16 protein-coding genes are annotated in these 17,046 nt (G+C 74.6%); 7 read left to right on the top strand and 9 right to left on the bottom strand.

The genetic code is table 11. The features are described 5' to 3' along the window. The coding region (locus tag H9657_RS11650) for an OmpA family protein (RefSeq protein WP_225215167.1) at window positions 1–1,118 on the top strand (1,118 nt) is incomplete at its 5' end. A 138-nt stretch (window positions 1,119–1,256) separates the two neighbouring features. On the opposite strand, the gene H9657_RS19410 is transcribed toward H9657_RS11650, so the two are convergent. Then, window positions 1,257–1,391, bottom strand: coding sequence for a hypothetical protein (locus tag H9657_RS19410; protein ID WP_263598907.1), 135 nt, complete (start codon window positions 1,389–1,391; stop codon window positions 1,257–1,259). Window positions 1,392–1,522: 131 nt separating this feature from the next. On the opposite strand from H9657_RS19410, the gene H9657_RS11655 reads away from it, so the two are divergent. Genes H9657_RS11655 through H9657_RS11665 form a run of 3 tightly spaced genes read left to right on the top strand, consistent with a single transcriptional unit; the run spans window position 1,523 to window position 4,852 of the window. After that, window positions 1,523–2,422, top strand: coding sequence for an ATP-grasp domain-containing protein (locus tag H9657_RS11655; protein WP_225215168.1), 900 nt, complete (start codon window positions 1,523–1,525; stop codon window positions 2,420–2,422). A 4-nt stretch (window positions 2,423–2,426) separates the two neighbouring features. Then, window positions 2,427–3,710, top strand: a complete 1,284-nt coding sequence (locus H9657_RS11660; RefSeq protein WP_191783570.1) for a glycosyltransferase — start codon at window positions 2,427–2,429, stop codon at window positions 3,708–3,710. After that, entirely contained in the window at window positions 3,707–4,852 is a 1,146-nt protein-coding gene (locus tag H9657_RS11665; protein WP_318241455.1) for a hypothetical protein, read from the top strand. The genes H9657_RS11660 and H9657_RS11665 overlap by 4 nt, the downstream gene beginning before the upstream one ends. Window positions 4,853–4,866: 14 nt before the next feature. Here H9657_RS11665 and H9657_RS11670 read toward each other — a convergent pair whose 3' ends face one another. Further along, window positions 4,867–6,558 (bottom strand): sensor histidine kinase, encoded by a 1,692-nt coding sequence (locus H9657_RS11670; protein WP_191783572.1) that lies wholly within the window; start codon window positions 6,556–6,558, stop codon window positions 4,867–4,869. A 56-nt stretch (window positions 6,559–6,614) separates the two neighbouring features. After that, a complete protein-coding gene (locus H9657_RS11675; protein WP_191783574.1) occupies window positions 6,615–7,679 on the bottom strand; it encodes a PIG-L family deacetylase in 1,065 nt (354 codons plus the stop codon). A 242-nt stretch (window positions 7,680–7,921) separates the two neighbouring features. Here H9657_RS11675 and H9657_RS11680 point away from each other — a divergent pair, with 242 nt between their 5' ends. Beyond that, complete coding sequence (locus tag H9657_RS11680) at window positions 7,922–9,496, top strand: M20/M25/M40 family metallo-hydrolase (protein ID WP_191783577.1); 1,575 nt, start codon at window positions 7,922–7,924, stop codon at window positions 9,494–9,496. A 385-nt stretch (window positions 9,497–9,881) separates the two neighbouring features. Here the strand turns inward: H9657_RS11680 and H9657_RS11685 are convergent, their stop codons facing one another. From H9657_RS11685 to H9657_RS11700, 4 genes are all read right to left on the bottom strand, one after another. Continuing rightward, the gene (locus tag H9657_RS11685; protein WP_191783579.1) at window positions 9,882–10,136 is read right to left on the bottom strand and encodes a helix-turn-helix transcriptional regulator; all 255 of its coding nucleotides are present in this window, start codon (window positions 10,134–10,136) and stop codon (window positions 9,882–9,884) included. Window positions 10,137–10,138: 2 nt separating this feature from the next. Then, complete coding sequence (locus H9657_RS11690) at window positions 10,139–11,029, bottom strand: ABC transporter permease (protein ID WP_191783581.1); 891 nt, start codon at window positions 11,027–11,029, stop codon at window positions 10,139–10,141. Further along, window positions 11,026–11,937: an ABC transporter ATP-binding protein gene (locus tag H9657_RS11695; protein ID WP_191783583.1), complete on the bottom strand. Its 912-nt coding sequence runs from the start codon at window positions 11,935–11,937 to the stop codon at window positions 11,026–11,028. The genes H9657_RS11690 and H9657_RS11695 overlap by 4 nt, the downstream gene beginning before the upstream one ends. 80 nt (window positions 11,938–12,017) lie before the next feature. Further along, window positions 12,018–12,446 carry a VOC family protein gene (locus H9657_RS11700; RefSeq protein ID WP_191783585.1) on the bottom strand — a complete coding sequence of 143 codons (429 nt, stop codon included), beginning with the start codon at window positions 12,444–12,446 and terminating at the stop codon, window positions 12,018–12,020. A gap of 122 nt (window positions 12,447–12,568) precedes the next feature. Between H9657_RS11700 and H9657_RS11705 the strand changes: the two genes are divergently transcribed. Together H9657_RS11705 and H9657_RS11710 are read left to right on the top strand one after the other, a co-directional pair. Further along, window positions 12,569–12,715 carry a hypothetical protein gene (locus H9657_RS11705; protein WP_191783587.1) on the top strand — a complete coding sequence of 49 codons (147 nt, stop codon included), beginning with the start codon at window positions 12,569–12,571 and terminating at the stop codon, window positions 12,713–12,715. An 18-nt stretch (window positions 12,716–12,733) separates the two neighbouring features. Beyond that, a complete protein-coding gene (locus H9657_RS11710) occupies window positions 12,734–14,848 on the top strand; it encodes an alpha/beta fold hydrolase (RefSeq protein ID WP_191783589.1) in 2,115 nt (704 codons plus the stop codon). A 115-nt stretch (window positions 14,849–14,963) separates the two neighbouring features. Here H9657_RS11710 and H9657_RS11715 read toward each other — a convergent pair whose 3' ends face one another. Next, entirely contained in the window at window positions 14,964–16,112 is a 1,149-nt protein-coding gene (locus tag H9657_RS11715) for a hypothetical protein (protein WP_191783591.1), read from the bottom strand. Beyond that, window positions 16,112–16,687, bottom strand: coding sequence for a dCTP deaminase (gene dcd / locus H9657_RS11720; protein WP_191783593.1), 576 nt, complete (start codon window positions 16,685–16,687; stop codon window positions 16,112–16,114). Before dcd ends, H9657_RS11715 begins: the two co-directional genes overlap by 1 nt. Window positions 16,688–17,046: the final 359 nt, after the last annotated feature.

Raw genomic sequence — 17,046 nt, forward strand, 5'->3', positions numbered from 1 at the left:
GGGGGGCGCCCGCGGACGCCGCCGCGACGGCGTCCGCCCTGGCCTCCGCGAGCCCGTCGGCCACCCCCGACGTCGAGGAGGTCGAGCCGCCCGAGGAGCTCGACCTCGACGCCGTCGTCAGCGCGCCGACGTTCCCGCTGGAGTCGACGAGCGCCGAGCTCCACGGGGCCGTGCGGACCGTCGAGTCCACCGAGCGGGTCGAGGTCACGCTCGGGTCCGACGTGCTGTTCGCGTTCGACTCGGCCGACCTGACGCCGGAGTCCGCCCAGGCCGTCGCGCTGGTCGCGCAGCGCCTCGGCGAGCGGGAGCCGGGCACGGTCGACGTCGTCGGCCACACCGACGACCAGGCCGACGACGCGTACAACCGCGACCTGTCACGACGACGCGCGCAGGCGGTCGCGGACGCGCTCGCGGCGCAGGCCGGCGGTGCGGGGCACCGCATGCGGGTCGACGGGCGCGGGGAGTCCGAGCCGGTCGCGGCCAACACGTCCGACGAGGGGCGGGCGCTCAACCGTCGCGTCACGGTCTCGCTCACGTCCAAGGTCGTCACGCGCACCGACGTCACGACGGAGGGGGAGCTGCCGCCCTTCGGCGCGCACGTCGGCCCCGCGGGGACGCCGCTGCGCGTCGAGACGTACGCCCGCGTGTGGGAGGTCGACGCGTCGGCCCGCCGCGTGCACGGCCACGTGGTCGTCGACCTGACCGTGCACGCCGCGGACGACGAGGACGGCCTGGGCTGGGCCGTCGGCTTCCTGCGCGGGTTCTCGTCCCACCGCGCCGGCGACACCGTCACGCCGCACGACATCACCGCCCGCGGCACGGTCCTGCAGGGCGCGTCCCGGCTGTTCCCGCTGGACTACCGCGTCGCGGTGGACGAGACGTGGCCCGACGGCGAGTGGTTCACCGCGTCGGACCTCGACGCCGGCCACTGGATCGACGGCGGCCAGACCCGGACGTACTCGTTCGTGTACCCGCGGCTCGACGTGGACAGCGTGGTGTTCCAGGCCGGGACGGGCGTCGCGTTCGACGACGACTTCCGCCTCGTCGACGTCCCGGTCGCACCCGAGGTCGCCGCGACCGCGACCCCGGGCGCGCCCACGGACGACGCGACCCCCTGAGCGGCGGCCCGCGCGGCGGCCTCAGGTCAGCAGCGGGTGGACGGCGTAGACGAGCCCCACGAGGGCCGCGAGGCAGATGGCGAGGCCCGACCAGACCAGCAGCCGGGCGATCCGGCGCGTCCGGTCCTCGTCCACGGCTCAGCCGACCAGCTGCACGAGGAGCACCACGACGGCCGCGACGACGAGCACCACGGCCAGGCCGAGGACGACGCGACCCAGCTGCCGGCGACGTGACTCGTCGCCCCAGGGTTCGTGGTGACCGCTGCCCCGCATCGCGCACCTCGCCGGTCGTCGGGCTCGCTCTCCACTCTGCCCGTCGTCCGGCGGGAGCGCACCCGGGCGCGGCGGCCCGGGGCGCGGGCTGCCCGCCTGCGGCCTCGGGCGGCGCGTGCCATGATCCGATGATGAGCGCAGGGGGACGGCGCACGATCATGGTGACCGGTGCTGCCGGTCCCGCCGGACGCGCGCTGGGCGCGCAGCTCGTCGGACGCACCGACGGCGACCTGCGGGCCGTCGGGGCGGACCTGAACCCGGTGCCCGTCACGGGGTTCGAGACGGTCGAGGCGGTCCCGGCCGCCGGTGACCCGCGCTACGAGCCCGCGATGCTCGACCTGATCGCGCGCGTGGGACCGAACCTGGTGATCCCGACCGTGTCCGAGGAGCTGCCGCGCATCGCGGTCCTCGGGCGTGCCGCGGGGCTCGGCAGCACGCTCGTCGGGTCGACGGCCTCGGCGGCGGCGGTCGCGGGGGACAAGCTCCTGACGATGTGGACGCTCGCGCGCGCGGACGTCGCGGTCCCGGCGTTCGCCCCGGCCGACGCGTTCGCGTCCGCGGCGGACGCGCTCGCGTGGGCCGGCGGTCCGGTCGTCGTCAAGCCCCGCGTCGCCCGCGGTGGTCGCGGCGTCCACGTGGTCGACCGGCCGGACGACCCCGTGTGGGAGCAGGTCGACGCAGCCTGGGTGGTGCAGGTGTTCGCCCCCGCGGTGGAGTACAGCCCGCAGGTCTACCGGTCGCCCGACACGGGGCGGACCGTCGTCGTCGTGCTGCAGAAGGCGGCCCTCGAGCAGGGCCTGGTCGGCAACGCCACGGCCGTCGAGCGCCTGCCCGAGGGGGCCGCCCCGGACGTCGCCGCCCTCGCGCTGCGCACGGTGGAGGCCCTGGACCTCGTCGGGCCGGTCGACATGGACGTGCGCCGCCTCGCCGACGGCGTGCCCGTGGTGCTCGAGGTCAACGCCCGGTTCGGCGCCGTGTCGGCCTCCGCGCCGGAGATCCTCGACGCGCTCCTCGACGACTGGCCGGCCTGACGCGATGTCGGTGCTCGTCGCGCTGCTGACGTCGCTCGTGGTCGTCGTCGGCGCGTCGCTGCTGGTCGTGGGGCTCATCCGCCTGGCCTTCGTCCCCGCGGCCGTCGTCTTCGAGGTCCGGCAGCGGCGCGCGACGCCCGGGCCCGCCGGCTGCGGCCCGCTCTTCACCGAGCCGCCGTCGGTCAGCGTCGTCGTCCCGGCGTACGAGGAGGCGCTGCTCATCGGCAACTGCGTCGAGTCGATCCTGCGCAGCGACCACCCGCGCCTCGAGGTCGTGTGCGTCGACGACGGGTCGTCCGACGGCACGTACGCGCGGATGCGCGAGCTGGCCGCGGCCGATCCCCGGGTGCACGCGATCCACCAGGAGAACGCGGGCAAGGGCGCCGCGCTCAACACCGGGATCGCGGCGGCGCGGGGTGACGTGCTCGTGCTGGTGGACGCCGACGGCCTGTTCCGGCCCGACACCCTGACCCGGCTGCTCCGCGGCTTCCGCAGCGAGCGCGTCGGGGCCGTGTGCGGCAACGACCGGCCCGTGAACCTCGACCGGGTCCTGACGCGCCTGCTGTCGCTCATCAGCCACGTCGGCACCGGCCTGATGCGGCGCGCCCTCGACGTGCTGGGGTGCATGCCCGTCGTGTCGGGCAACGTGGGGGCCTTCCGGCGCGACGTGCTCGAGGTCGTCGGACCGGTCCGCACGGACACCCTGGGCGAGGACCTCGAGCTGACGTGGCGCGTGCACCGCGCGGGGTACGGCGTGACGTTCGCGCCCGACGCGCTCGTGTTCGCCGAGTCGCCGTCGAGCGTGCGCGGTCTGTGGCGGCAGCGGGTGCGGTGGGCCCGCGGGCTGCTGCAGGCGACGGCGCTGCACCGCACGATGATCGGCAACCCGCGCTACGGCCCGTTCGGCGTGTACCTGCTCTACAACACGCTGGCGCAGGTGGTCGCGCCCTTCCTGCAGGTGCTGGGCGCGGTGGTGCTGGTCGTGCTGGTGCTCGTCCAGGGCACGAGCTGGCTGCCGTCGTCCCTGTGGCAGTGGCTGCTGCTGGTCGGCCTGCCCCTGTCGTTCGTCCTGCTGGTCGTCGCCGTGCTCATGGACCGGTCGCCGCGCGACCTGCGCTACCTGTGGACCGTCGGCCTGTGGCCCGCGTACTCGGCGCTCATGACGTTCGTCGTGCTCGACGCCGCGCGGCTCGAGATCGGGAGAGCGGAGAACAAGTGGAACAAGCTGGAGCGCAGCGGGACGGTGTCGGTGAGCGGCCTCGTCGAGGAGCAAGGTCCTGGGTCGTGATCCTGCTGGGCTCGCTCCTCGCCGTGGTCGTGGTCGCGGTCGTCGTCGCACGGCCCTGGCAGGACGTGCCGCCCCCGCTGCGGTCGTCGTCGCCTCCTCAGTCGCTGCGCTCGGTCAGCGTGGACTTCGGCATCGTGACGGACCCGGCGACCGACTGGGCGGCCCTCGACGGACACCTCGACGAGGTCGGGGCCACGGGCGTCGAGCTCAACGCCGGTCGCGTCGAGTTCACGGCGTTCGACTGGGACGCGTACCCCGACGCGGCGGCCGAGCCGGGGAGCGACCACCTCGCGCGGGCCGCGCGGGCGCTGCGGCTGACGGCCGACGGCGAGCAGCGGCAGATCGGGCTCATCGTCGACGCGTTCGTCCCGGTGTGGATCACGCAGGACCCGTCGATCGCGGGGGTGGCCCCGGACGGCACGTCGGCGACCTCCACGGCGTCCGCGACGCAGCTGGCGCGGGGGGCCGTCGGCGACCGGCTGGTGCAGTACGTGGCCGCGCTGGGCGCGCGCTACGAGCCGAGCCAGATCGCGATCACCGAGCTGTTCCTCGACCGCTACTCCTTCGGCGACGACGACCTCGAGCTGTTCCGGGAGATGACCGGGGCGATCGACTGGCCCCGCACCGCCGACGGGCTCCCGGACGACAGCGACGCGGCCGTGGGGGCGTGGCGCACCGAGGTGCTGGCGGGGCTGCTGACGCGCATGCGCTCCGCGCTGGACGCGGTGGACGGGGGGCGGGGCGCGCAGATCGAGCTCGCGATGGAGGTGCAGGTCGACTGGGACGACCCGGGGCGGGGCTCACCGGGCGTCGGGCAGGACTACGACGTCCTGCTGCGTGCGGCCGACCGGCTCGTCGTGTGGGCGTACCTGTTCGGTGTGCTGCCGGCCACCGACGTCGGCCGCCTGACCGCCGCGCTCGCGGGCGAGGGCTACGACATGTCGCGCTTCACCATCTCGGTGGGGATGTGGGCGCCGGGCTCGGTCGACCCGCCGGACGCCATCTCCCCCGAGCTGATGGCGGAGGCGGTCGAGCAGGCCGCGACCAACGGCGTGACCGACGTCAACGTGACGCCGACGAGCCTGCTGACGGACGAGGACTGGGCGGCCCTGGCCGCCGTGTGGAACCCCACGCCGGGCTGAGGGCCTGCGCCCGCTCAGGGCTCGCCGGTCGCCTGCTCCTCGAGGTCGGGCAGCACCACCTCGACCTGCGTGCCGCTGCCCAGCTCGCTGTCGATCGTGAGCGTGCCGCCGTGCTCGGCGACGATCGCCTGGACCAGCGAGAGCCCCAGGCCGACCCCGCGCACGCGACGTCGCTTCGTCTCGCGCGTGCGGTAGAACCGCTCGGTGAGGCGCGAGAGCTCGTCGGGCGCGATGCCGGCGCCCTGGTCCACCACGCGGATGCGGGCCGTGCGTGCCCCCTCCGGGGAGGCGCCGGCGTGCACCTCCACCACCACCCGGTCACCTGCGAGGCTGTGCTTGACGGCGTTGCTCACCAGGTTGTCCACGATCTGCGTCAGCCGCTGCGGGTCCGACAGCAGCGGCACGGGCCCGTCGGCGTCGACGTCGACCCGCACGCCCGCGGCGCGCGAGACGGGAGCCTGGCTGGTCACGGCGGCGCGGACGACCTCACCCACGTCGACCTCCTGCGCCGCCAGGGGCGCACCGACGACCACCTGGGCGCTCGCGAGCAGCTCGTCGACCAGCGAGCGCAGCCGGTTCGCGTTGCGCTCGACGACGTCGAGGTACCGGCTCTGCTCGTCGTCGAGCACGTGCTCGCCGGACCGGATCAGCTCGAGGTACCCCAGGATCGACGCGAGCGGCGTGCGCAGCTCGTGGCTGACCAGCCCGATGAACTCGTCCTGCTGCCGCTGCTCCTCGCGCCGGGGGGTGACGTCGGTGCCGACGAACAGGTAGCCGGCGGGCAGCGCGGGGCCCGTCCCGTCGAGCGCGGGCCGCAGGGTGGCGACGAGCTCGAGGTAGCGGGTGGTGCCGTCGGCCAGGACGACGCGCCACTCCTCGACGTGCGTCCCGCCGTCGGCCGCGCTCCCGACGAGCCGGCCGAGCGGGACCCCCGCGTGGTCCTGCGGGGCGGCCGGGCCCGGGTCGGCCACGAGGTCACCGACCTCGTGACCGACGAGCTCGTCCGCCGCCCGTCCGAGGATGCGCTCGGCACCCGAGTTGGCCGACACGACGACGCCGTCGAGGTCCGTCGCGACGATGGCCTGCTCCGTGGCGGCCTCGATGATGCTGCTCAGCGTGTCGCGCGACGCCCGCAGCTGCTCGGCGCGCACGTCGAGCGCGTCCCGGGCGCGCTGGAGCTCGCGCGCCTGCACCCGCGAGGCCTGCACGATGCCGTAGGCACCGACCACGGTCGGGACGACGACGAGGAGCGTGACGACCGCGTGCAGCAGCGGCTGCCTGCGGTCGACGTCGACGACCGCGGGGGCCAGCAGCACGACCGTGCACATCGCGAGCGCGAGCGCCGGGCCCCAGCGCTCGGGCCGCAGCGCGAGCATGCCCATCGGCAGGATGAGCAGGATGTCGAACTCCGCCATCTGCAGGCCCGTGCCGATGTCCAGGAGACCGATCGCGGCCATCTGCGTGAGCGGCAAGGTGGCGCGCCAGACGGGCCGCAGGTACTTCCACGGCACGAAGACGCCCGCGAGCTGGGCGAGCCCGACGAGGACGGCCGCGGCGGCCAGCAGCCCCGGACGCTCGGGCGTGACGGTGGACTCGACGACGACCAGGGAGACCAGGATGGAGACCGTCGCCGGTGCCTGCCGCAGCGCGACCGCGTCGGGCGCGAGCCAGCCGACCGCGACGCGCTCGAGCAGGGCGCGCGTCATGGGGTCCGTCTCGTCGGTGTCCGACCACGCCGGCCACGTGCGGCGCGCGGCGCCCGTCACTCGCCCGGGCCGTCCCCGGCGGTCTGCGTCCACTCGACGGCCGGGGCGCCGCGCACGTGCGACGCGACCGTCTCGGTGGCGCGGACGGTCTCGAGCGGCTCGACGTCGTCGGCCCTGCTGAACCGTGCCCAGTAGCGCGTCGTCGCGCGGACCATGTCGGGTCGCATGTAGTCGCGGTGGGACTGCGACTCGTAGGCCGCGAGCATCTGGAGCTTGGTGTCGACGAACCCCTCGACGTCGACGAACCGGGTGGGAGCGAAGGCGACGGTGGACGACGGGCTCTGGAAGCACCACACGTTCGGCACCTGGCGCGCCGCGATCTCCACGGCCTCGTGCACCGCGCGGTGGTCCTGGTGGCGGTCGTGCGCGCCGTGCGTGTAGATGCGGTCGGGCTGGACCTCGGCGATGACGCGCTCGATCGCGGTGATGATGCCCTCGGCGGGGACCAGGCGGGTGTCGGGGAAGTCGAGGTGGACCAGGCGGGCGCCCACGACCGCCGCGGCCGCCGCGGCCTCCGCCTGGCGGACGGTCGTGCTGCCGCCCACGGCCCCGCCCGACAGCGTGAGGATCACCAGGTCGTCACCGGCTGCGCTGTGCGCGGCCAGGGTGGCCCCGACGCCGATCTCGACGTCGTCCGGGTGGGCCCCCACGGCGAGGATGCGCTGCCGGTGGCCGGCCCGGCGCTCGCGGGCGGCCTGCGCGAGCTCGGTGGCCCGCCGCACGACCTCCGTGGACGGCACGGGCTTGACGAGGAACTCGTCCGCGGCCTCCCGCAGCGCCTCGACGGCGTGGTCGAAGGTCGGGTAGGCCGTGACGACCATGACGGTGATCGCCGGGTCGAGCCGGCGCACCTCGGGCAGGATGTCCAGCCCCGAGCGCCCGGGCAGCTGGATGTCGGTCACGAGCACGTCGAAGGTGCTGCGGCTCAGGGCAGCCAGCGCGCCTTCCGCCGTGGCCGCGACGGCGACGACCATCCCCTCGCGCTCGAGCGCGATCCGCAGGAGCTCCGCCGCGTCGGGGTCGTCCTCGAGGACGAGTGCGCGGTACCGGTCGTCTGGCATGGTCCCCCCGGGCCTGGACGTGTACCGCCACTGTAGGAAGCCGGGGGCGGGACCGCCCGACGAGCGGTGCCCCGCGGCGGTGGTGCGTCCACGATCGGGGGACACCGGCCGGGTAAGTCGTGGGATGTCGTGACTTCTCGGGCGTGATCGTTCACCGTGGGGCGTGGCGTCGTCCGGCATCCCGCGGGCGGCGTCGCCCCACGGCCGACCAGCCGCGGGTCCCGCGACGAAGGGACACCACAGTGACAGCTCGACGCACCACCACGCTCGCCGGGGCGCTCGCCGTGCTCGTGCTCGGGACGAGCGCCCTGCTCGCACCGCCCGCCACGGCCCACGGGCCGGGCGGCAAGCCGGGACCCGGCCACGGGCCGGGGCACACGATCGACGCCGAGCGCTTCGCCCGCCAGGTCACGACGCGCGGTGTGTGGCGGCACCTGGAGGAGCTCCAGCGCATCGCGGACCGGCACGACGGCAACCGGGCCGCCCTCACCGAGGGCTACGAGGCGAGCGCCCGGTACGTCGAGCGCACCCTGCAGCGCGCCGGGTACACGACCACGCGCGACCCGTTCACGTTCGGCCTGGAGGTCGTCGACGCCGCGAGCCTGGCCCTCGGCACCGGCGAGACGTACGAGGTCGACCAGATGCAGTACGCACCGAGCTCGCCCGAGGGCGGCGTCACGGCGCCGGGCTCGACGCCGACCGACACCACCGGCTGCACGGCCGACTCGTGGGCGGGCGTCGAGGTGACCGGCACGATCGCCGTCGTCAGCCGCGGGGAGTGCGCGTTCGCGGACAAGGCCGTGGCCGCCGAGGCCGCCGGCGCCGTGGGCGTCGTCGTCTACAACAACGTCGAGGAGATGCTCTTCGGCACCCTCGGTGCGGAGGGCCTCGTGAGCGTGCCCGTCGCCGGCATGGGCCAGGCCGACGGGCTGGCCGTCGTCGAGGCCGTGGCCGCGGGCGTGGAGCTCACCCTGGACACCCGGTTCCACACCGAGGAGCGCGAGACCTTCAACGTCGTCGCCGAGACGCGCGCGGGCCGCGACGACAACGTCGTCATGCTCGGGGCGCACCTCGACGGCGTCGAGGAGGGCCCGGGGCTCAACGACAACGGCAGCGGCTCGGCCGTCCTGCTGGAGGTCGCCGTGCAGCTCGCGAAGCAGAAGAAGCTGAACAACACCGTCCGGTTCGCCTGGTGGGGCGCCGAGGAGCTGGGGCTCCTGGGCTCGACGGCGTACGTCGACGAGCTCGCGGGTCAGGAGGGTGAGCTCGACCGCATCGCCACGTACCTCAACTTCGACATGGTGGGTTCGCCGAACTACATCATCGGCGTGTACGACGCCGACCAGTCCACGTACGAGGCGCCCGTCGAGGTCCCCGAGGGTTCGGCGCAGACGGAGGCCGTCCTCACGGGGTGGTTCGACCGCACGGGTCAGCCGTGGGTCGACACGGAGTTCTCGGGCCGCTCGGACTACCAGGCGTTCATCCTCAACGGGGTCCCGGCGTCCGGCCTGTTCACCGGTGCGGACGACATCAAGACCGAGGAGGAGGTCGCGCTCTTCGGCGGCACGGCGGGGATCCGCCACGACCCGAACTACCACACGGTCGGTGACGACCTGGCGAACGTGAGCCGGGAGGCGATCGGCATCATGGCGCCGGCCGTGGCCTTCGCGACCGCGAGCCTCGCGACGGACACGTCGGCGATCAACGGCGTGTCGGGTCCCGGCGACCAGGGGCACCACCACGGCCCGTGGAAGCCGGGCAAAGGGCACGGCCACGGCCGTGGCCACGAGCACGGCACGCTGCAGAAGGCGTCCTGACGGCGCTCGTGACGCGCTGACGCGCGGGTGACCGGCGGCCCGGGCTCCTCCAGGGGGCTCGGGCCGCCGCACGTCCGGGTCGTCGACCGGCATGCGGCGCTACGGGTGGAGGGGTGGTGCGTCGTCGTTGGCGTGGCCGCCCAGCCCCGCAGGAGACGGGCGACATCCTGCTCCTTCGAGCAGGCTCTTGCCAAGACCCTTCGTGACCTTTTCTTGACCTGCGGGCGCCGAAGCGTCAAGCCGAGGGGTGCGCGATGGTCGCAGATGGTCGATTTGTAACAAAGATGTGAAGATTCTCACCCCTGCGAGACACTGCAGCCGGTCAAGGAGGAGTATCCGAGGTGGCCGCCCAGCCTCGCGCCCAACCCGGCGCTCCCGCCTCGACTCACGCGCCGATGCGCGGGAACGGGTCCAGGGAGAACGCGACCTCGACGGGCACGTCGAAGAACGCGGCGATCCGCAGCGCCAGGTGCAGGGACGGGCTGTACTCGCCCCGCTCGAGGTACCCGACCGTCTGGTAGTGCACCCCGAGAGCGTCCGCGAGCTCGCGGCGGCTCACGCCGCGCTCGGCACGCAGCACCGCGATCCGGTTGTGGACGGACTCCCCGCCCGGCGGACGTCGACGTGCCTCCTCGGCCACCCTCAGCCCCGCACCAGCGTCTGGAGGCGGTCCGCGAGCGCGCTCGCGGTCTGCCGGGCGGTCGACCGGCGCAGCACGACCGGCGCGGCGACGAGCCCGACGACGGCCCACGCGACGAGCACGAGGGCGGCGATCCCCGGGTGCCACGCGCCGCCGAGCTCGAGCGCCTCCGCGCCCGCCGGCAACGTCGTCGAGCGCAGCCCGTGGGCGAGCCAGTACAGCGGGAACGCCTGGACGGCGCCGGACGCCCAGGGCGGCACGGTCTGGGCACCGAAGACGCCGGAGAGGAACGCCAGGGCGACGACGGGAGTCATGACGAAGAGCATGACGCGTGTCGGGCGCGCCGCGAGGGCGCCGCCCACGATGCCGATCGGCAGCGTCGCCAGCGTGCCGAGGAGCAGCCAGCCCACGACGGCGACCCATCCGCCCGGTCCCTGGTGCATCGGGTCGCCGAGCAGGAACGGCCACGGCACCAGCAGGATCACCAGCATGGGCAGGGCGCCCAGCGCCTGGCTGACGACGACGCCGACCGTGTACGTCGTCGTGCCCCGGGGAGTGGTGCGCATGCGGAGCACGGTGCCCTCCTCGACCTCGGTGGCCAGGGCGAAGGCGGGGCCCATGACCATGCCGAACAGGATGGTGGCGGCCAGGATGCCGGGCAGCGCCACGTCGGGGAGCGTCAGGCCGCCGCTGCCGGGGACGGTCGTGCCGCGCTGCGTGACGAGGTACACCAGGATCCCGATCCCGATCACGACGTTCCATCCCACGTCCTCGGGGTTGCGCAGCATGTGCCGGAACTCCGTGACGCCGCGGCGCAGGCCGAGGCGCACGGCCCAGGCGCGGGGCGACGGCGCGGTGCGGGCGGGCGTCGCAGGGCGTGCGGGCGTGCTCATCGCGTGACCGCCAGGTCCCGGTGCGCGGCGTCGGTCTCGTGCCGGCGGACGATGTCGAGGTACGCGTCCTCGAGGCTGGCGCGGACCACCTCGAGGTCCTCCACGCCGCCGGTCGCGAGGAGCTCGCGCGTGAAGGCGACGGGGTCGTGCGTGCTGTGCACGTGCCGGGCCCCGCCGGCGCTCCAGCGCACCTCGGACGGTCCGGCGACCTCCCGCGCGACCGCGGCCGGGCTGCCCGCGGCGACGATGCGGCCGCCGGCGAGCAGCAGGATGCGGTCGGCGACCGTCTCGGCCTCCGCCAGGTCGTGCGTGGTGAGCAGGGCGACGGTGCCGTCACGGTCCACGACCTCGTGGACGAGCTCGTGGAACTCGCGGCGCGCGGCGGGGTCGAGACCGGCGGTGGGCTCGTCGAGGATCAGGAGGTCGGGTCGGCCGACGAGCCCGACGGCGACGTCGAGGCGGCGGCGCTGACCACCGGAGAGGGTCGACATGCGCTGGTCGGCCGCGTCGGTGAGCCCGACGCGCGCGAGCAGGTCGTCGACGTCGCGCGGCCGGGCGGCCCCGTCGGTCGCGTAGGGCCGGTAGCTGTCGGCGAGGTGGCCGAGCAGCTCGCGGACCCGCCACCGCCGGTGGTCGCGCCACGACTGCAGGACGACGCCGATGCGTGCGCGCCAGGCGTCGTCACCGTCCTCGGGGTCGGTGCCGAGCACGGTGACGTCACCGGCGTCGCGCCGGCGGAACCCCTCGACGATCTCGACGGTGGTGGTCTTGCCGGCGCCGTTGGGCCCCAGGAGCGCGACGACCTCGCCCGGTGCGACGTCGAAGTCGACGCCGTCGAGGACGGTGCGCTCGCCGTACGCCATGCGCAGCCCTGCGACGTGCACGGCGGCACTCTCGACGGTGTCCATGTAGTAGGTCTACTACATGGCATCGTAGGTGCGCTATAGCAGTCGGGCGGTTTCCTCCGGGTTCACCCGAGGTGAGCCGCTCACCCCCGGCCCGGCCCGGCGACGTTGACCATCCAGCCGACACCGAACCGGTCGGTGCACATCCCGAACTCGTCGCCCCACGGCGCGACCTCCATCGGCACCCCGGGGGTTCCGCCCTCCGAGAGGCGCGCGAACACCGCGCGCAGCGCCTCGGCGTCCTGCGGCCCGCCGAACAGCGCGACCGATGCCGAGGTCTCGTCCGGGACCGGCATCCCCGCGGGTGCGTCCGACGCCATGAGGAGGCCACCGCCCGCGGGCAGCTCGAGCTGGGAGTGCATGATCTTGCCCGCGTCCGCGGGGTCCTGCGCCATGCCGTACTCGTCGAACGTGCTGAACGTCGGCTCGGCGCCGAAGACCTCGCCGTAGAACTCCATCGCGGCGCGGGCCTCGGTGCGGAAGTTCAGGTAGGGGCTGATGCGGGCGGTCATGTGGTCCTCCGGTTGCTCGTGCCGACGTGAGGTACCGACCACGTCGGCGGCCGTGACTCACCGGGTGCACCCCGCGCCGCTGCGGCGCGGTTAGGGTGATCGTGACCCCCCGGAGGACCCCCATGTGCTACCCCACCCCCTGCCCGACGTGCGGCCTGACCACCTGGGCCGGCTGCGGCGAGCACGTCGACTCCGTGCGCGCCCAGGTGCCCGACGCGCAGTGGTGCACCTGCGACGCCGAGGCGGTGACGCCGACACCCGTCGGCTGAGGGTGATAGGACGGGGGCATGACGACACCCCCCGACGGCGACCTCCCGGCCGCCACGCCCTTCCACGACCTCGACGCGTACGTCGCGCTGCCGCGCCTGTCCGGCCTCGTGCTCTCGCCCGACGGCACACGCCTCGTCACGGGCGTCCAGACCCTCGACCGCAAGCGCACCGGGTACGTCACGGCGCTGTGGGAGGTCGACCCCGCCGGTGAGCGCCCTGCGCGACGCCTGACGCGCTCGGCCAAGAGCGAGTCGTCCGCGGCGTTCACCCCCGCCGGCGACCTGCTCTTCACCAGTGCGCGCCCGGACCCCGACGCGCAGGACCCCGACGCCGAGCCCACGGCCGCGCTGTGGCTGCTGCCCGCCGACGGCGCCGAGGCCCGCGTGGTCGCCGACCGTCGCGCCGGCGTCGGCGGCGTGCAGGTCGCGACGGACGCGCCCACGGTCCTCGTCGTGTCCGACGTGCTGCCGTCGGCGAGCGACCCGGCCGACGACGACCGCCGTCACCAGGAGCGCAAGGAGGCCAAGGTGGCCGCGATCCTGCACACGGGCTACCCGGTGCGCTACTGGGACCACGACCTCGGCCCCGGCTCGCCGCACGCGCTGGTCGCGACGGTCGGCAGCGACGTCGCCGCGCCGCGCGCCGGCGAGAGCGACCCCCGGCTCGACCTGCGGGACGTCACCCCGGACGCGCGCATCGAGCTGCTGGAGCAGTCGCCCGCGCTCAGCCCCGACGGTCGCACGGTCGTCACACCGTGGAACCGCGGGGGAGCGCGCGGCGAGCTGCGCACCCACCTGGTGGCCGTCGACGTCGCGACGCGCGAGCGTCGCGTGCTCGTCGAGGACGAGGCCGGGGACATCGGGCACCCCGTCGTGTCGCCCGACGGGCAGTGGGTCGCCTACGCCCGCGAGACGCTCTCGACGCCCCACCGCGCACCGGCCGTCGAGCTGTGGGTCGTGCCGTTCGCGGGCGGTGAGCCCCGCCGCCTCGCCGCCGGCTGGGACCGCTGGCCGTCGAGCCCGGTCTGGCTGCCCTCGTCCGACGCGCTCCTGGTGGTCGCCGACGACGACGGCCGTGCGCCGGTGTTCCACGTGGAACTGAGCTCCGACACCGTGACGCGCGTGACCAGCGACGACGCGGCGTTCTCCGACGTGCGCGTGAGCCCCGACGGCCGGACCGCCTACGCGCTGCGCACGTCCTACGAGGCGCCCGCGCACCCCGTGCGGATCGACCTCGCGGCCGCGCTCGCGGGCGCGCCCGTCGCGGCGGAGGCGCTGCTGTCGCCCGCCGCCGACGTCCCGCTCCCGGGACGCCTGGAGGAGGTCGTGACGACGGCCGCCGACGGCACGCGGGTGCGCTCCTGGCTCGCCCTGCCCGACGGCGCCGGCCCCGACGCGAAGGCGCCGCTGCTGCTGTGGATCCACGGCGGACCGCTCGGCTCGTGGAACGCGTGGTCGTGGCGGTGGAACCCGTGGCTGATGGTCGCGCGCGGCTACGCCGTGCTGCTGCCGGACCCCGCGCTGTCGACCGGCTACGGCCAGGACTTCGTGCAGCGCGGCTGGGGATCCTGGGGTGCGGCGCCGTACACGGACCTGCTCGCCGCGACCGACGCCGCGCTCGAGCGCGACGACCTCGACCCCGAGCGCACGGCCGCGATGGGCGGGTCGTTCGGCGGGTACATGGCCAACTGGGTCGCGGGGCACACCGACCGCTTCCGCGCGATCGTCACGCACGCGAGCCTGTGGGCCCTCGACCAGTTCGGCCCCACGACGGACGCGGCGTACTACTGGCAGCGCGAGATGACGCCCGAGATGGCGATGGAGAACTCGCCGCACCGGTTCGTCGGCGACATCGTCACGCCGATGCTGGTCGTCCACGGCGACAAGGACTACCGCGTGCCCATCGGCGAGGGCCTGCGCCTGTGGTACGAGCTGCTGTCGTCCTCCGGCCTGCCCGCCGACGAGCACGGCCGCAGCCCGCACCGGTTCCTCTACTACCCGGACGAGAACCACTGGATCCTGCAGCCGCAGCACGCCAAGGTCTGGTACGGCACGGTCGAGGCCTTCCTCGCCGAGCACGTCCTGGGCCGCACGGGCGACGACGCGGTCCGCTACCCGGACCTGCTGGGCTGACACCCGCGGCGCCGGCACCGGGAAGTGGTCGCCCAGGTGACCACTTCCCGGTGCCCGCCGCGCAGATGCGACCACTCACGCGGGGCGAGGGCCGCAGGGCCCGCCGGCACCGGGGTCAGAGGTCGGACGGGTCCACCAGGAAGTCGGCCTCGTCGGCGACCTCGCCGCCCGTCACCGCCTGCAGCGCCCTGGTCACCGTCGCGATGAGCGGTGCCGAGCGGCTGCGCGCGACGCGGTGCTCGAACGACGGCTTCTCGCGCTCGATCTGCTCGATCTCGAACGGCTCCCACCGCACGCGGTAGGCCACCACGCCGTCCTTGGTCCAGGGCAGGTTCTCCATGAGCGGCGGCAGCTGCTCGCACGCGGCGACCTCGACCGCGAGCATGCCGTCGACGCCGAGGTCGACGAGGACGCCGAACGCCTCGGCCGGAGGCGGGTCGGCGAGCATCAGCTGGTCGTACGCATCGGCCTCGGCCATGAGCCGGCGGCGGTCGTCGGCGTCCGCGATGCCGTGCTCCTCGAGCGCCGCCCGCAGGCCCGAGCCGCCGGACTCCGGCGCCCCGCCCACCTGTCCCTGCGACCCGCGTCCGGCCAGGACCGTCGGCCCGGACCACGAGCCGGGCGTCGCGACCGACAGGTACGCGCGCGGCTGCACGCCCTGCACAACCGCGAGCACGTGCTCCGGCTCGAGCCAGCGGTCGGTGAGCACGGTCAGGTCCGTGGCCGCGTCCGGGTCCGGCGTCAGTACGACGCCCGTCTGCGTGCGCACCGACCCGCCGAGGCGTCGCGCGGCGGCGACGAGCCACTGCAGCACGCGCTCCTCCTCGCGGATCGGCAGGCCGTCGGGGAACGCGCGCTTGAAGCCGTCCCGGTCGCCGCCGGGCCAGGGGCGCTCACCCCGCTCGCGCGGCGCGTCGAGCACCCACACCATGACGGTCGTCGCGGGCAGGCCGAGGCCGATCGCGTCGTGCGCGCCGATCGCGTAGGGCCCGGTGAGCGACGACAGGCGCGCGAGCCGCAGGACGCGGGACGGCCGCGCGCTCTGGCGGGCGACCGAGCGCATGCCGAACGCCGCGGTCACGGCCGGCAGCACGCCCGTGCGGGCCGGTGCCTCCGCGGGGCGCGCGTCCTCCCAGCGGGCGTTGCGGAACCTGCTGGCGGCGAGGACCTCGATCTCCTCGGGCTCGACGCCGGCGGGCAGCGCGAGCAGGTGACGCTCGGCCAGGGTCGGGTCGGTCACGACGAGCGGCGGGTACGCGGTCATCAGACCTCCGTCCGGTGGAACCCCTGCCAGGACCGGGAGGCCGTCGGTCCGCGCTGCCCCTGGTAGCGCGAGCCGTAGGCCGCCGACCCGTACGGGTTCTCCGTGGGCGACGTCAGCCGGAAGAAGCAGAGCTGACCGATCTTCATGCCGGGCCACAGCAGGATCGGCAGGGTCGCGACGTTCGAGAGCTCGAGCGTGACGTGCCCGGTGAAGCCGGGGTCGATGAACCCCGCGGTCGAGTGGGTCAGGAGCCCCAGACGCCCGAGGGACGACTTGCCCTCGAGGCGCGCGGCGACGTCGTCGGGCAGCGTGACCTGCTCGTACGTCGAGCCGAGGACGAACTCGCCGGGGTGCAGGACGAACGGCTCGCTGCCGTCGACCTCGACGAGACGCGTGAGGTCGGGCTGCTCGGCAGCCGGGTCGATGAACGGGTACTTGTGGTTGTCGAACAGCCGGAAGTACCGGTCGAGGCGCACGTCGACGCTCGACGGCTGGACCATCGCGGGCTCGTAGGGGTCGAGCGCGACCCTGCCCGTCTCGAGCTCGGCACGGATGTCGCGGTCGGAGAGCAGCACGGTGACACCGTAGTGCCGAACCGGTCCGAACCGACCCGCACGGGCGCGTCGGGTGCGCGCGGCTCACACGGACGGCGGGTACCGGGCTCCCTGGACGGCCGGGGACGTACCGGTGGATCGGTGCGGTGAAAGGTCACGGGCCGTTCCGGCCGGATCGGCCTTCGGGTTATGCTGTGCCCGCTTCACGTGTGGGAGCGCTCTCGCCCGTGCGGCGAGGCGCTTCGACGTCGAGCGCGCGCGGGGCTGCCCGCGATGTAGTTCCGTAGGACGACCAGGTACCTGAGCAGGGTCGCTGACACCTGGCGTGCACCTCCCGGTGGCGCCGCGGTCCTCGGCCGTGCGACGAGGCACGAGAGGCA

The organism is Cellulomonas avistercoris (assembly GCF_014836445.1).
GTDB classification, from domain to species: domain Bacteria; phylum Actinomycetota; class Actinomycetes; order Actinomycetales; family Cellulomonadaceae; genus Cellulomonas; species Cellulomonas avistercoris.